Annotated in this window: 12 protein-coding genes; 8 read left to right on the top strand and 4 right to left on the bottom strand. The window is 46.9% G+C overall.

All coding sequences use genetic code 11. The annotated features are described in order from the left end of the window. Window positions 1-24: 24 nt before the first annotated feature. The 4 genes from AAE250_RS02650 to AAE250_RS02665 all read right to left on the bottom strand — a co-directional run bounded on the left by AAE250_RS02650 (window position 25) and on the right by AAE250_RS02665 (window position 4,453). Complete coding sequence (locus AAE250_RS02650; protein ID WP_294601513.1) at window positions 25-1,131, bottom strand: efflux RND transporter periplasmic adaptor subunit; 1,107 nt, start codon at window positions 1,129-1,131, stop codon at window positions 25-27. Window positions 1,132-1,192: 61 nt separating this feature from the next. Then, window positions 1,193-2,434 carry an ABC transporter permease gene (locus AAE250_RS02655; protein WP_294601514.1) on the bottom strand — a complete coding sequence of 414 codons (1,242 nt, stop codon included), beginning with the start codon at window positions 2,432-2,434 and terminating at the stop codon, window positions 1,193-1,195. A gap of 5 nt (window positions 2,435-2,439) precedes the next feature. Further along, window positions 2,440-3,699, bottom strand: coding sequence for an ABC transporter permease (locus tag AAE250_RS02660; RefSeq protein ID WP_294601515.1), 1,260 nt, complete (start codon window positions 3,697-3,699; stop codon window positions 2,440-2,442). Between the two features lie 37 nt (window positions 3,700-3,736). After that, on the bottom strand, window positions 3,737-4,453 hold the full coding sequence (locus AAE250_RS02665) for an ABC transporter ATP-binding protein (RefSeq protein ID WP_294601516.1): 717 nt from the start codon (window positions 4,451-4,453) through the stop codon (window positions 3,737-3,739). Between the two features lie 176 nt (window positions 4,454-4,629). On the opposite strand from AAE250_RS02665, the gene AAE250_RS02670 reads away from it, so the two are divergent. From AAE250_RS02670 to AAE250_RS02705, 8 genes are all read left to right on the top strand, one after another. Further along, entirely contained in the window at window positions 4,630-5,610 is a 981-nt protein-coding gene (locus AAE250_RS02670) for an ROK family protein (RefSeq protein WP_294601517.1), read from the top strand. Between the two features lie 95 nt (window positions 5,611-5,705). After that, complete coding sequence (locus AAE250_RS02675) at window positions 5,706-6,578, top strand: AraC family transcriptional regulator (protein WP_294601518.1); 873 nt, start codon at window positions 5,706-5,708, stop codon at window positions 6,576-6,578. A 147-nt stretch (window positions 6,579-6,725) separates the two neighbouring features. Then, the gene (locus tag AAE250_RS02680; protein ID WP_294601519.1) at window positions 6,726-7,418 is read left to right on the top strand and encodes an RraA family protein; all 693 of its coding nucleotides are present in this window, start codon (window positions 6,726-6,728) and stop codon (window positions 7,416-7,418) included. A 15-nt stretch (window positions 7,419-7,433) separates the two neighbouring features. Next, complete coding sequence (locus AAE250_RS02685; RefSeq protein ID WP_294601520.1) at window positions 7,434-8,603, top strand: mandelate racemase/muconate lactonizing enzyme family protein; 1,170 nt, start codon at window positions 7,434-7,436, stop codon at window positions 8,601-8,603. A gap of 5 nt (window positions 8,604-8,608) precedes the next feature. Next, the gene (locus AAE250_RS02690; protein WP_294601521.1) at window positions 8,609-9,400 is read left to right on the top strand and encodes an SDR family NAD(P)-dependent oxidoreductase; all 792 of its coding nucleotides are present in this window, start codon (window positions 8,609-8,611) and stop codon (window positions 9,398-9,400) included. A 13-nt stretch (window positions 9,401-9,413) separates the two neighbouring features. Beyond that, on the top strand, window positions 9,414-10,301 hold the full coding sequence (locus AAE250_RS02695; RefSeq protein ID WP_294601522.1) for an SMP-30/gluconolactonase/LRE family protein: 888 nt from the start codon (window positions 9,414-9,416) through the stop codon (window positions 10,299-10,301). Window positions 10,302-10,311: 10 nt separating this feature from the next. Beyond that, window positions 10,312-11,865 carry a sodium/sugar symporter gene (locus AAE250_RS02700; RefSeq protein WP_294601523.1) on the top strand — a complete coding sequence of 518 codons (1,554 nt, stop codon included), beginning with the start codon at window positions 10,312-10,314 and terminating at the stop codon, window positions 11,863-11,865. 64 nt (window positions 11,866-11,929) lie between these two features. Next, window positions 11,930-15,031 carry a SusC/RagA family TonB-linked outer membrane protein gene (locus AAE250_RS02705; RefSeq protein WP_294601524.1) on the top strand — a complete coding sequence of 1,034 codons (3,102 nt, stop codon included), beginning with the start codon at window positions 11,930-11,932 and terminating at the stop codon, window positions 15,029-15,031. The last annotated feature ends 25 nt before the right edge of the window (window positions 15,032-15,056 follow it).

Here is a 15,056-nt window from a genome sequence, read left to right on the forward strand (position 1 = left end):
CTGATTTCTTATCTGTACTATCTCTTATTTATCCTTTTTCTCCACGCTGCGTATCTTGTCGCCGGCATTGATACCACCCTTGATAGCAATCTTGATACCGTCGCTCATGCCTACCTGGATTTGCTTGCGCTCGAATTTCTGTACCGGTACGCTGTCTGTCATTACATAGACGAAGGTGCTGTCACCGTTGAATTCGATGGTGCTTTCGGGCAAAGCCAATGTCTTCGTGGCGCGATCCAATACAATTTCTGCATTGGCAGAGTAGCCCGAACGGATTTGTACACTGTCCGGTGCCTGGACGGCAGCCTTTATTTCAAACTGGTTGGCACCGTTCTCTTCTACACCTTTCGGAGATATATATTCCAGTACGGCATCGAATGAGAGGTTCTGCAAAGCACCGATGGTCAGCTTCACAGGCATGCCTTCGTGCACGCGTCCCACTTCTGTCTCGTCTATTTTGCCGCGGAAGATTAAGTCGTTCATGTTGGCCACGGTGGCAATGGTAGTTCCGTCGTTGAACGTATTACTCATGATAACCGAGTTACCCACTTTGATAGGTACATCCAGAATCAGTCCGTCGATGGTGGAGCGGATGAGCGTGCTACTGAACGATGCGCTGTTCTTGGTGATACCTTCTTTGATGATTTCCAGGTTATCCTTGGCTGCCTGCAATTCTTCGCGGGCCTGCTTTATGGATACTTCGCCTTTCTCGTACTCTTCGGCACTGATCAGCTTGTCTTTATACAGTTTTTCGATGCGGGCGAAGTCCGTTTCGCCTTGTGCAGCATTGATTTCTGCCAGTCGCACGCGGCTTTCGGCGGAGTTCAACTGTCCCAGTTCAGGAATAACCTTCACTTTGGCAAGCACTTCACCTTGTCGTACGCTTTGTCCGGCTTCCTTGTACACTTCGGAAATGATACCGGAAATCTGCGGCTTGATGAGGACTTCGTCTCTCGGCTCTACCTTACCAGTGGCTACGGTAGTCTTCTCAAGGTCTGTCACTTCCGGCGTTACTGTTTCGTATACCGTTACTTTAGGTTGGGACTTCTGATACAGGAACACAAACGTCCAGATAAATATGGCAGCTACTACTACCAGTAATGCGATTTTCAGATACTTCTTTGTTTTCATCTTCTATTCTTTATATTATTGTTTTACTTTTCGATATTTAGTGCTTATCTGCGTAAGGTGCTTACTCATCCCTTATCGCCTCAATCGGCTTGATGGCCATGGCGCGGTAGGCCGGTGCAAGCCCTGCAAGTACCCCTAATGCTATGAGCAACATGCAAGTACCGATGGCCAGTCCGAATGACACCTGGTAGTGTGTTTTGATAACTCCCGGATCGTTTGCTGCCGTTTCCAGTATTTGCAGCACCATCACGGCAAAGGAGATGCCTGCCATGCCGGCTATGGTGGTCAGTACCATACTCTCGGACAGGATTTGTTGCAGGATATCTTTCGGTCGTGCACCGATGGCACGGCGTATGCCAATCTCCGTAGTACGTTCTTTCACAGTCACCATCATGATGTTCGATACGCCGATGGCTCCGGCAAATAAAGTACCCAGGCCTACCATCCATATCAGGATGCGTATACCGGTCATCAGATTGTCTACCATGGAGAACATGGCTTCTGCGTTTAGTAGCATGATGGCTTGTTTGTCATCGGGCGAGATGTAGTGCGCTGCCTTAACGAGACGGTTCACTTCCGGTTCCACATCTTTTACTTTTACTCCCGGCTTCATGATGAAGCAGACTACGTCTATTCTCTTTCCCAAATTGTAAGTCCGCTGCATAGTGGTGAAAGGCAGCACGATAGCTTCTGATGCTTGTCCTTGTATATTGATGTTGCCTTCGGAAGAACACATGCCGATGACCTGGTAATATATTCCATTTACCCGTATATAGCTTCCGCACGGATCTTCACCGGGGGTAAAGAGACTTTCATAAACGCGTTTGCCGATGACGCATACTTTACGCGATTCTACTATATCGACGTCGTTGATGAAGCGTCCATAGGTCATTTCCTGGTGTTCTACCTTTTCATATTCGGGGTATAGTCCCTTCACGCTGCAGTCGTATTTTTTATCTCCATGGACGGCTGTCTGCCCCCACAAGGCGAATGACGGGGTCGCGATTTCTATACCTTCAATGCCGCGAATGCGTTCTACATCTTCTGTTTCCAGATCCCACCAGCGGCCCTTACGGAAACCTTTGTAAGCTTCACTGGTCTTCTGCGCAGCGATGAAGCCGGAATTGGTGGCAAAGCCTTCGAACTGGGACTGCATGGCTTCCTGCATGCCTTGTCCGCCGCCGATGAGCGCCACCAGCATGAAGATGCCCCAGAATACACCGAATGCCGTCAGCAGGCTTCGTGTCTTGTTTCTTGTTATCGTGATGAGGATTTCCTCGCACGTATCGATGTCTATTCTCATAATCTTTAATCTGCTCTAAGTGCTTCAATGGGACTGATACTTACTGCTTTCCTTGCCGGGAAGAAGCCTGCCAGCGTACCTGCTATGATGAGTGTCAACGTAGCCTGGATGGCAATGCCGATGTCCACGGTGGGATTGGAAAAGACTGTTTGCTGGAACATGCCGGCATCCATCGTCTGGCTGCCGAAGGCGCTGTTCATCCATTCCGTGACTCCAATGCCGGCCACCATCCCAATGTAGCCGAAGAGGGTGGTGATGGTGACACTTTCTACGATAATCAGCCAGAGTATGGAGAATGGTTTGGCTCCCAGCGCTTTGCGGATGCCGAATTCGCGGGTACGCTCCTTTACGGTGATCAGCATGATGTTCGATACGCCTACAATGCCGCTCAGCAGCGTGAAGATACCGATGACCCAAATAGCAATGCGGAGCATATTCATTGCACCCTGAGCTTGGAGGTAGTTGGTAAAGCGGTTCCATATCCAGATGGCACTGTCGTCCGTAGGGTCGAAGCGGTGGTTGGTGGCGATGGCTTTGCGATACTCTTTCTCGAAAGTTTCATTGCTCTCTATGCTGTTCAGGTTCTTGGTGGTAAAGATGATGTTGTTCAGCTTGTCTCCCTTATTATAAATCACCTGCAGGGTAGAGAAAGGAATATAAGCCTCGCCGGGGTCACGGTCTCCCAAGTCATTGTAGAGGCCTACTACCTGGTAAGCCACTCCGTTGGCATTGACAAACTGTCCGATAGGATCGGTATGCGTCTTGTTAAAAAGGACCTCCGCCGATTTCTTGTGGAGGATAATGACTTTACGCCGGTCTTTCAGGTCGTTGTGGTTGATGAAGCGTCCGCCGGCACTTCTCACGGGCTCTACTTCGGTGTAGTTGGGATATACTCCCTGCAGGGAGATATTGATGTATTCTTGCCCGAAACTGACGGTTACGTTGCTTTGCCGCAGGGTGGCACCGGCACTGATAATGTTCTCTGTGAAGTGACTTTCTGTGTCGCTGATATCCCGGTTATCCAACTGGATGCGGCGTCCTTCTTTCAGACCGTCGTATGATTTGGTAGTCCAACCCGGGAAGATGCGGATGGAGTTCAGCGCACGCTCCGAGGAGTTCTGTTCGAAGGCATGTATGAGGCCGTTCCCGGCGCCGAGCAGTACGATAAGCATGAAGATTCCCCATGCTACGGCAAAGCCCGTAAGGAACGTACGCAGTTTATTGCGCTTGATGGTTCCGTATATTTCTTGCCAAAGGTCTATCATATTGAATTGATAATTGATAGTTGATAATTGAAAATTGTCACTTCATGAAACCGTCTTTGCCGAATGGCGAAGCGTCGTGACTCAGGTTCTCTTCAATACTGCCTATAATACCGTCCTTGATGTGGATAATCTTGTCCGTCTGGTTGGCAACGCCGCTCTCGTGGGTTACGACGATGATGGTCATTCCCGTCTTGTGCAGGTCTTTCAATATCTGCATCACTTCTACGGAAGTCTTACTGTCCAATGCGCCAGTGGGCTCATCGGCAAGGATAATCTGCGGCTGGGTGATGAGGGCGCGGGCGATGGCTACGCGTTGTTTCTGACCGCCGGACATCTCGTTCGGCATGTGGTGCGCCCAGTCTTTCAGCCCCAATCGGTCGAGATACTCCATTGCCAGTGCATTGCGCTTGCGGCGGCTTACTCCCTGATAGAAGAGGGGAAGCGCTACGTTCTCCACTGCATTCTTGAACGAAATCAGGTTGAAAGACTGGAAGATGAAGCCAATCATGCGGTTGCGGTACTCGGCTGCCTTCGTTTCACTGAGGTTCTTGATGAGCGTACCGTTCAGGTAATACTCTCCGGTATCGTAATTATCCAGAATACCTAATATATTAAGTAAGGTGGATTTTCCCGAACCGGATGCTCCCATGATGGAAACGAACTCTCCTTTATCAATGTTGAGGTTGATGCCTTTGAGCACGTGCAGCGGTGCTCCGTTGTTGTAGGTCTTGTTAATGTCTTTAAGTTGTATCACGATTTCCCTGTTTATTGCTTGGTTCCTTATCAATTTTCACTATTAGACGCAACAATGTTACGAAAAGTTGCAAATGCTGCAAAGTTTTTTAAAAAAAGATTTTGTTATGTCGTTTTTCTTTGTGATTTTTGTAACCACTAACATAATTAACTAACCCTTTAAACAAACGTAATATCATGAATTCAAACATGGAAAAGCCCTATGTAGTGGGCATTGACATAGGCGGAACAAACACTGTCTTTGGTATTGTAGACGCACGAGGTACTATCATTGCAAGTAGTTCCATCAAAACCGGTGCTTACGAACAGGTAGAAGTCTATGTAGACGAAGTATGCAAGAACTTATTGCCGCTCATCATCGCCAACGGTGGTGTGGACAAGATAAAAGGTATCGGTATCGGTGCCCCTAATGGAAACTATTACAGTGGTACTATTGAATTTGCTCCGAACCTTCCCTGGAAGGGAGTAATTCCATTGGCTGCCATGTTCGAAGAACGTCTGGGCATTCCTACTGCACTGACCAACGACGCCAATGCCGCCGGTATCGGTGAAATGACTTACGGTGCAGCGCGCGGTATGAAAGATTTCATCATGATTACCTTGGGTACAGGTGTAGGTAGCGGTATCGTTATCAACGGACAGATGGTTTATGGTCACGACGGTTTTGCCGGTGAATTGGGTCATACGATCATTCGTCGTGAGAATGGTCGTCTCTGCGGCTGCGGACGTCACGGCTGTCTCGAAACTTACTGCTCGGCTACGGGTGTGGCACGTTCTGCACGCGAATTCCTGACTGCAAGTACAGAACCAAGTTTGCTGCGTTCTATCCCTGCCGAAGAAATCACTTCCAAGGATGTATACGATGCAGCTGTCAAAGGCGACAAGCTGGCGCAGGATATCTTTGAATATACGGGAACAATCCTGGGTGAGGCATTGTGCGACTTCATCGCTTTCTCCAGCCCGGAAGCTATTGTGCTGTTCGGTGGTTTGGCAAAATCCGGTGATTACATCTTCAAGCCGATTCAGAAAGCTATTGATGATAATATATTGCCCATCTACAAAGGTAAGACCAAATTGCTGGCTTCCGAGTTGAAAGACTCTGATGCTGCTGTATTGGGTGCCAGTGCATTGGGCTGGGAACTGAAAGATATCAAGTAATATTTAGGCACGGATTACACTGGATCAACGGCTTTTAATAAGTAGAAGCCATGAGATTCATGTAATTCGTGCCTAATTTATAATCTTAATTTCGTATGAATCAATCCGCAGATCTTTCCACCCTTTGGAAGTTTTTAGATAATATCACTAAAAACCTGAGAAGTCAGCGGTTGGCAGATGTGTCCCGTTTCATTTCCTTCTATCCTTTTGAGAGTTATGGCCCTCATAAACATCTGCGTATTGAGATCAATTATGTGAAGAAAGGAAGTTGTATTCTCCACTTGGACAATGAGAGCTTCAATTTCGTTGAAGGTGATACCATGATTATTACCTCCAACGTCAATCATGTGTTTGAGGCAGGTTCGGAAGGAGCTACACTGATGCAGCTTGAATTCCTGCCCGAAATATTTTCCGGCTTCGATCTGAACTCCTCAAGCAGTACGGACGGTACGACACCGACTCCTATTTTTCTCTTCTCGGAAGAAAATAAATTGATTAAGATCGTAAATAATATAGGTATCATGCGCGTGGTGCAGCGCATTGTAAACGAGTTGGAAGGAAAAAACTCCTATTACCAATATCTGGTGGTGATGTATTATGCCGAATTGCTGGTGCTTATTTATCGCTATATGGCCGAAAACTATCTGCCGATCTGCAATAACGATGCATTGAAGAAGGCCATTTCCTTTATCCGCTTCAACTATCACCGGAATATCAATATCAATGACGTAGCCAAGCATGCGGGCATTGGCGAACGTTACCTCAGAAGTTTGTTCTCGCAATACCTGAACTTCTCTCCTCTGGACTATCTGAACCAGATCCGCATCAACAAATCCATCGAACTGCTTCGGAATACAGAACAGTCTGTGAAGGAAGTCAGTTTTCAGTGCGGTTTTCAGTCTCCGCAGTACTTTTCGCGCATCTTCAAACAGCAGACGGGCATCTCTCCACGCGAGGTAGCGAAGTGATATTTCCGTTTTGTGCATTTTTTCTTTTCATACGAGCCTTTTCGGACACGTCTTACAAAGACAAATCATTCCTTTTTTTAATGAGGTCAACTAACTTTGCCATTGTTGGAATTAGAAGAAAGTAACCTTATTAAAATAGAATGATAAATGAGAGAATGGAAAGATGATAAAGCTTTGTTGGCCTTGATAAAGGCAGAGCTTTATACGGCTGTTATCGGAGATATCATGGATAAGATGGGATATATCCATCAATTCCTTTCTCCGCGTATTCGTCCGCTTCGTGATGACATGTTGATAGCAGGACGGGCCATGACTGTCCTGGAAGCTGATGTGCACGAGAATACTGCGACGAGAGGAAACAACCCGCTATTGCAACGTTCCTTCGGCTTGATGCTGGAAGCATTGGATGACTTGAAGGAAGACGAAGTGTATATTTGCTCGGGCTCGTCTCCGAGGTATGCCTTGTGGGGCGAGTTGATGAGTGCCCGTGCCATACAGTGCAAGGCGGCAGGTGCTGTAGTAAACGGTTATTCCCGCGATACCAAAGGCATTTTAGCCTTGAATTTCCCTTGCTTTTCTTATGGTCCCTATGCACAAGATCAGGCTCCCCGAGGTAAGGTCATCGACTATCGTGTCCCTATTGAGCTGGATGGCGTTTTGGTCAATGACGGTGATATGCTGATTGGAGATATCGATGGAGTATGTGTAGTGCCCCGGCAGATAGAAGAAGAAGTTTTCAGCCGGGCACTTGAAAAAGCACGGGGCGAACGCATGGTATTGAAGAAAATACAGGAGGGCATGCGTGCACGCGATGCATTTGATAAGTTTGGTATAATGTAATTATTAAGGTAGAAAATGAAAATAACAGATGTAAAAGTATGGTTGGTGCAAGGCATCAAGTACAATTGGACATTATTAAAGGTCTATACGGACGAAGGCTATACGGGAGTAGGCGAAGCTACCAACTGGCCGGGAAGCCCCATCGTCTATGAAGCAGCCAAGCATGTAGGGCAGCGCATAATAGGCCTGGACCCAATGAAGACCGATTTTATCTGGACAAAGCTGTATCGCGACCTCAACTGGATAGGCCCGTATGGTGCCAGCATGTGTGCCATCAGCGGTATTGATATGGCGTTGCTCGACCTGAAAGGGAAAGTGCTGGGCGCCCCTTGCTATGAGTTGCTGGGTGGAGCTTATCGCAAGGATATTCTTCTATACGCCAACTATTGGTTCACCAAGGGCGGACATAACGAAGACGATTATGCAGCCCAGGCGCGTGCGGTGAAAGAAGCCGGTTTTACGGGACTGAAGTTCGACCCGTTTGCACACACCAACTATTTTTACGGCGAGGACCTTGCTTCCAATCTTACGTTGACTACTGCCCAGCAGGATTTGGCATTCAACGTTTCCAAAGCAGTGCGCGAAGCTGTAGGTCCCGAAACGGATATCATGATAGAGACACACGCCATGCTGAATTATCGTATTGCGGTGAAGATGGCAGAGCGTTTGGCTAAACTGGATATTGCCTGGTATGAAGAACCCGCCGGACCTGAAAGTTCTCAAACACTGCGTGCCATGCGCGAACGTATTCCTTCGGACGTCGCTATCTGTGTAGGCGAACGGCACTATACCCGTTTCGGCATTCGTTCGTTGCTTGAGAAGCATGTCTGCGATATTATTATGCCGGACATCACCCGTTGCGGTGGACCTTCGGAGATGAAGCGGATGGCTACCATGGCCGAGGCTTATAATGTATTGATTGCACCTCACAATCCGAATGGTCCGTTGTCCACGTTGGCTTCCTCTCATGTATGTGCCTCCATACCCAATTTCTTCCGGCAGGAGTTTATGTTCAATGATGTGCCTTGGCGGGATGCGGTCATTGACCATCCTATCTCGGAAATGGTGTACGACGGTCATTTGCATTTGTCGGACCGTCCTGGTTTGGGAGTTGATTTGATTGAGGAAGAAATGGAAAAGCATCCCGGCATTGTGGCCGATGCTCCTGATAACTTTTATATTTAAAAAAAATGGCGTTTACTATTGACTTAACAGGAAAAGTGGTGCTGGTTACCGGAGTTTCTTCTGGCATCGGTTTAGGAACTGCACGAGAATTTGCCCGTGCCGGTGCCAATGTTGCCGGCTGTTCACGAAAGGAAACCGATGATGACAGCGTATCTGCCTTCTTGCAGGGGGTAGAGGCTGAAGGCAGTCAGGCCGTTTATGTACAGGCGGATGTCACCAGCAAGCCGGATTTGGAAAACCTGGTTCATAAAGTCATTGAAACATTCGGCAGGCTGGATATTCTTGTTTCCAATGCCGGCATGAATGTTTTCGAGGGCGTAGAGCAATGTGGCGAGGAACGTTGGGCGTATAATCTGGATTTGAATCTGGCTTCCCATTGGCGCTTGGCTAAACTTTGCAAGCCTTATCTGGAACAGACGGGCGAAGGAGTGATTCTGCTGATGACTTCCAATCATGCTTATAGTTCCATTCCCGGTTGTTTCCCCTATAATGTAACCAAAACGGCCATAGTAGGACTGGTACGTAGCCTGGCTATGGAGTGGGGACCTGTCATTCGTACGGTCGGTGTGGCTCCCGGCTTTGTTGATACGGCAGGAAATGATACCTGGTTCAACTCTTTCCCGGATGCGCAGGCCGAACGTCAGCGTACGATTGATCATCATCCGGTGAAGCGGCTCGGTACGGTAGAAGAAGTGGGCGCTTTATGTGTTTACTTGTCTTCTCCTATGGCATGTTTCATTAGTGGAACTACTATATTGATGGACGGAGGACGTTCTACTTTAATGCAGGATTTTTAGTAAAGGCATCATTATGAAAGCAAGTTTGCTATACCGTTGTTATGACAAGACCGGAGAGGCTGTAACCTGGCTTCCCGATTCGGAGACGCTCTTGTGGGTGGACATCGATAATGGCATCTTGCATCAGTATGATGTGGAAAACGAAGAAGGTAGCGATCATGCATTCCCTGAAATGATAACTTCCGTCATTCCTTGGAAGGGGGATGGGCAAGAAGTAATCCTGGCTATGAAGAACCGTCTGGTTGTCTATCACTTGGAACAAAAACGATATCGTACGTTACTGGACTTTACTTCTCTGCATCCGCAACTGCGCACTAACGACTGCAAGGCATCACCGGAAGGGCGGATGTGGTGCGGAGTAATGCACCTGACGGAACATGCCGACACCGGAAGTTTATATTGTGTGGATTGTGATCTGTCTTATGCACCTGTCTTGACAAAGCAGTGCATCCCTAATGGAATAGTGTGGAACAAGGCCGGTGACCGGATGTATTATGCCGATTCGGGCCGTGGTTGCATCGAAGAATATGAATATGACCGTTTCACCGGAACTGTTTGCCGATTACGCACAGCCGTACAAGTTCCTCCGGAGTACGGCGTTCCGGACGGGATGACTATTGATGCCGACGGCCTGCTGTGGGTAGCGCATTGGGGAGGATCCGGAGTTTATATATGGAATCCGCTGACCGGGAAACTAATAGATAAAGTGGAAGTACCTGTTCCTAATGTAGCCTCTTGCACCTTCGGCGGCACCGGACACAATCGTTTGTTTATAACAACGGCTCTGGATGGCCTTTCGAGTGTTGAACAAGAAAAATATCCTTTGAGTGGCAGCATATTCGTTGCCGATGTGCCGGACGTTGTTCCGGGAGAAAACCATTATCCTTTTATAACCGACTAATAGATGAATTATGCATATCTCTATAATTGATTTAATCATTTTCTTCGCCTACTGTCTGCTCATCTTGTTTGTGGGACTGTTTGTCTCCCGCAAATCCAAGAAAGAGGCGCAAAGTGCTAAAGGCTACTTTCTGGCAGGAAGAGGACTCGCCTGGTGGGCGGTAGGTGCTTCCATCATCGCTTCGAATATTTCTGCCGAGCAGTTTGTCGGTATGTCCGGTTCCGGCTATGCCATCGGGCTGGCTATGGCGACTTATGAATGGATTGCGGCTTTGGGACTGTTGATTGTAGCAAAATACTTTATCCCTATCTTCCTGAAGAAGAAGATATTTACAATGCCCCAGTTCCTCGAAGAGCGTTTTGATACCCGCGTCAAGACGGTGATGGCTTTCTTCTGGCTGGTAGTCTTTGTATTTATCAACCTGACTTCCATTCTTTACTTGGGAGCTTTGACCATCGAGAAGATTATGGGAGTACCTATGATCATCGGTATACTTGGTTTGGCTACCTTTGCCGGAATCTATTCCATCTATGGCGGTTTAAAGGCAGTGGCATTGACCGATGTCATTCAGGTGGTATTTCTGGTAGGCGGTGGACTGATTACCACTTATATAGCACTCGACATATTGGGAGACGGGGAAGGCGTGATACGCGGTTTCAGTAACCTCTATGCGCAGGCTGAGGATAAATTCCATCTGATACTTGACAAATCCCATCCCAGCTATATGGACCTTCCCGGCATATCGGTCATTATTGGCGGCTTGTGGGTGGCTAATCTTTATTATTGGGGATGCAACCAATACATTATTCAGCGTGCGCTGGCAGCTAAGTCCGTACGCGAAGCGCAGAACGGAATGCTGTTTGCCGGTTTCATCAAGTTGCTTGTTCCACTGCTGGTCGTTATTCCCGGCATTGCAGCTTTTGCTTTGAATGCTCCTTTGGCTAAGTCGGATGAGGCCTATCCGTGGCTGTTGAGCAACCTGCTACCAGTAGGTATAAAGGGCATCGCTTTTGCAGCGCTCACGGCGGCTATCGTCAGTTCTTTGGCTTCGATGATGAACAGTATATCCACTATTTTCACAATGGATATCTACCGTTCTTATATCCGTCCCAAGGCAGGAGAAGCCAATCTGGTGCACGTTGGCCGCTGGGCAAGTTTCATTTCGCTGGTCATTGCAGTTGCAATAGCTCCTATGTTGTCCGGACTGGATCAGGCATTCCAGTACATTCAGGAGTTCACTGGATTTGTCAGCCCGGGTGCATTGTCCATCTTCCTTGCGGGGTTCTTTTATCAGCGGGCTACGGCTAACGGGGCGTTGGCGGCAGCTTTGGGTTCCTTTGTATTCTCTCTTCTGATGAAGTTCCTTTGTCCGGGATTGCCCTGGATGGACAGGATGGGAATTGTCTTCCTGCTCTGTTGCGGGCTGATTATTCTGCTGAGGAACCGGGCGCAGGTAAGTGTACAGCCTATTCCGCGCTCTTTGTTCCACACTGGAAAGCTCTTTAACGTGTTGTCTTGTGTCATAATTGCCATTCTGATAGGCTTCTATTGCCTGTGGTGGTAACCTGTGATATTTTTAAATTCTTGATCTATTATTTATTCTTTAAATCTAATAAATGTTTTATGTCATGAGAAATTATCTATTAGTATTGCTCGGATTGTTGTTTGCAGTCGGAGTATCTGCCCAGACGGTAAAGGTTGCTGGTACAGTTCTTGATGAGAGCGGGCAGCCATTGTTGGGCGTTAGCGTTTTTGTACAGTCAAATAAGACTCATGGTACTGTGACTGAACTGAGTGGTAAGTTTACCATTGATATGGCGGCAGGCGAGAAGCTGGTCTTTTCTTATTTGGGGTTTGAAAACAAAGTTGTACCCGTCAGCAAAGCAGTTTCCAACTTGATTGTTGTGATGCAAGAAGACAGACAAGCTTTGGATGAAGTGGTTGTGATTGGCTACGGTACGGCAAAGAAGAAAGATATTACCGGTGCTATCTCTTCCGTTTCTGCTGACAAACTGAAAGAAACTCCGGCAGTCAGTCTGAATCAGGCTCTTCAGGGAAAGAGTGCAGGCGTGCAAGTACAGTTAGGCGACAATTCTCCCGGTGGAGGTGTCAGTGTACTTATTCGTGGTAAAGGTTCTATCAACCAATCCAATGACCCTATTTATGTGGTAGATGGTATTATAATGGAAGGTACGTTGAATAATATCAATGTAAATGATATTGCTTCTATCGATATATTGAAGGATGCATCTGCTGCTGCCATCTATGGTTCGAGAGCAGCGAATGGAGTCGTGATTGTAACTACTAAAAAGGGCGAGGCAGGCAAGGCACGCGTATCATTCAGTGCCAGGACTTCATTCCAGTCTCCGTCCAATCTTCCTAAGATGTTGACTGCTCAGGAATTGGCTGAGATCCGTGTTGAAGGTAATGTAAACTCGCAAATGGATGCGAAGTTCCTTGCCAATCCACAGATGAGTATTGACGAGTATCGCAATCAGTTCAATGCCTTGAAGCAACAGTATATGACGGAATTGCCTACGTCTATGTTCTCGGATATAGAAAGACAAACGTTGCTCGACGGCAAAACATATGATTGGTATGACCAGATTTCACATACCGGGATCGTTCAGGACTATACCGTCTCTTTGTCAGGCGGTACGGAGAAATCGAATTACTATATCAGCGCCAACTATTACGACCAGGATGGTATCATTCAGGGTACGGGACACCGTCGTTTCAGTTTCCGCGTGAATTTGGAACAGCAGATAAAGTCTTGGTTGAAAGTAGGAGTAAATTCAAGCTATTATGATGGAATGACGACTCACGGAGGTGCCAGTATCGGTAACGGACTGGGTGCCAACCCTATGTATCCGTTTGAAGTAGATGGTAAGGCTCCTTTGGAATTGCCCTATTACACCAATCCGGGACAAAGTAATCCTATATTGTCTAAACAGATAGATAATGATTCTAAATCTCACCGTTTCTCTATGAACGCATATTTAAAGATAGATTTTACGAAAGATTTATTCTTAAAGAGCAGTGTGTCTTTGGATCAGGTAAATAACTTCGCCGGATATTTTGCTCCTTCCAATATCAAGCAGGGACAGAGTGTGAAGGGAGAAGCACAGATAAAGAATGACCGGTGGACCGACTTTATGCAGGAAAACTCGTTGAACTATTCCAAACTGTTCCGTGAGGCACATCGGGTTAATGTGATGTTGGGCAATACCATCCAGTCAAACAATTATTTTGGCAATACCCAATACGGAAGTGGATTTGCTACTAACGTAATGGGTTATAACAATATCAGTTCCGCTTCCGAGTTCCCGGCAGGCAGACAAGGCTCGAGTAAGACAAGATGGGCTTTGGCTTCCTTCATCGGAAGATTGAACTATGCTTATAAAGACAATTACATTCTTACTGTTACCGGACGTTATGACGGAAATTCCCGCTATGCTGAGGGACATAAGTGGGGATTCTTCCCTTCCGTAGCTGGTGCATGGCGCATCTCCGGAGAACGGTTTATGGAAAAGGCTACTTGGGTTGATGATCTGAAATTACGTGTCGGTTGGGGACAACTGGGTAACAGTAATGTAGCGCTTTATTCATCGTTTACCAAACTGTCTCCCGGAATCACCGTGGATTATCAAGGTAAGTCGGTAAACACAATACAGAACTCAGACCAGTTTATGGGTAATAAAGACTTGCGTTGGGAACGTCAGGAGCAAATTAATGCCGGTGTAGACCTGGCTGCTTTCGACAATCGTTTGCGCTTTACCTTCGATGTTTATAAAAAGAACAGTAAAGACCTGGTTTTGCAGACTCCCCTGCCTGTGACCACCGGTTATCTGAACATCTATTCCAATGTTGGTGAATTGGAAAACAAGGGAGTGGAGATCTCTGTGGGCGGACGCATTGTCTCTACCAAAGATTTCTCTTGGGATTTGGATGTGAACTGGGCTACAAATAAAAACAAACTGAAATCTTTGTATGGAGGCATCAAGGAAAGAATGAACGATGCATCCAATCCTTTGAATGCCGGCTGGTGGGTAGGAAAACCCCTGGGTACGATTTATACTTACCGCTACGAAGGCATTTGGCAGTGGGACGATGACAGAGCGTTGATGGACAAGATGAAAGACGGCCGCGAAGGTGGTGATACTTACTATCCTGGAGAAAATAAGATTGCTGATTTGGACGGCGACGGACAGATTACTACTTTGGATAGAGAGATTGTCGGCTATACCGATCCCAAAGGATACGGAGGTATCTCTACTTCTTTGAGTTATAAAAATTGGACTTTGAATATGGTATTTAATTATGTGTATGGTAATGACGTATTCAACAGGTCGTATCACGAATATACGTTAGGTGCCGGATATGGTTTCCTCAATATGTTCAATGACGAACTGGATCGTTGGAATGTTAACAATACGAATGGTTCTATTCCGAGAGCCCACTCTAATAATCTGGATAGAATGTTGGTTTCCAGCAGAGTCATGCAAGATGGGTCATATTTGCGCATGAAGAATATAGCGTTGAACTATCAATTCCCGTCACAATGGATCAGCAAAGCCGGTTTGAGCAGCCTGAATATTTACGTTTCAGGGGAGAACCTGCTGACGTGGACCAAGTTCAAAGGCTCTGATCCGGAGTCTGTAAGTACGGGATATGATGAAACTTATCCGAATGCCCGTTCCTTTACGATCGGACTGAATGTTAGCTTTTAATGTTGTACCACTAATAATATGAAGT

Source organism: Bacteroides sp. GD17, from assembly GCF_038448625.1.
Lineage (GTDB): Bacteria > Bacteroidota > Bacteroidia > Bacteroidales > Bacteroidaceae > Bacteroides.

Coding starts and splice junctions, on each gene's coding strand:
- AAE250_RS02695 (WP_294601522.1), top strand. CDS start 9,414: ATGAAAGCAAGTTTGCTATACCGTTGTTATGACAAGACCGGAGAGGCT.
- AAE250_RS02690 (WP_294601521.1), top strand. CDS start 8,609: ATGGCGTTTACTATTGACTTAACAGGAAAAGTGGTGCTGGTTACCGGA.
- AAE250_RS02680 (WP_294601519.1), top strand. CDS start 6,726: ATGAGAGAATGGAAAGATGATAAAGCTTTGTTGGCCTTGATAAAGGCA.
- AAE250_RS02660 (WP_294601515.1), bottom strand. CDS start 3,699: ATGATAGACCTTTGGCAAGAAATATACGGAACCATCAAGCGCAATAAA.
- AAE250_RS02655 (WP_294601514.1), bottom strand. CDS start 2,434: ATGAGAATAGACATCGATACGTGCGAGGAAATCCTCATCACGATAACA.
- AAE250_RS02700 (WP_294601523.1), top strand. CDS start 10,312: ATGCATATCTCTATAATTGATTTAATCATTTTCTTCGCCTACTGTCTG.
- AAE250_RS02675 (WP_294601518.1), top strand. CDS start 5,706: ATGAATCAATCCGCAGATCTTTCCACCCTTTGGAAGTTTTTAGATAAT.
- AAE250_RS02670 (WP_294601517.1), top strand. CDS start 4,630: ATGAATTCAAACATGGAAAAGCCCTATGTAGTGGGCATTGACATAGGC.
- AAE250_RS02705 (WP_294601524.1), top strand. CDS start 11,930: ATGAGAAATTATCTATTAGTATTGCTCGGATTGTTGTTTGCAGTCGGA.
- AAE250_RS02685 (WP_294601520.1), top strand. CDS start 7,434: ATGAAAATAACAGATGTAAAAGTATGGTTGGTGCAAGGCATCAAGTAC.
- AAE250_RS02650 (WP_294601513.1), bottom strand. CDS start 1,131: ATGAAAACAAAGAAGTATCTGAAAATCGCATTACTGGTAGTAGTAGCT.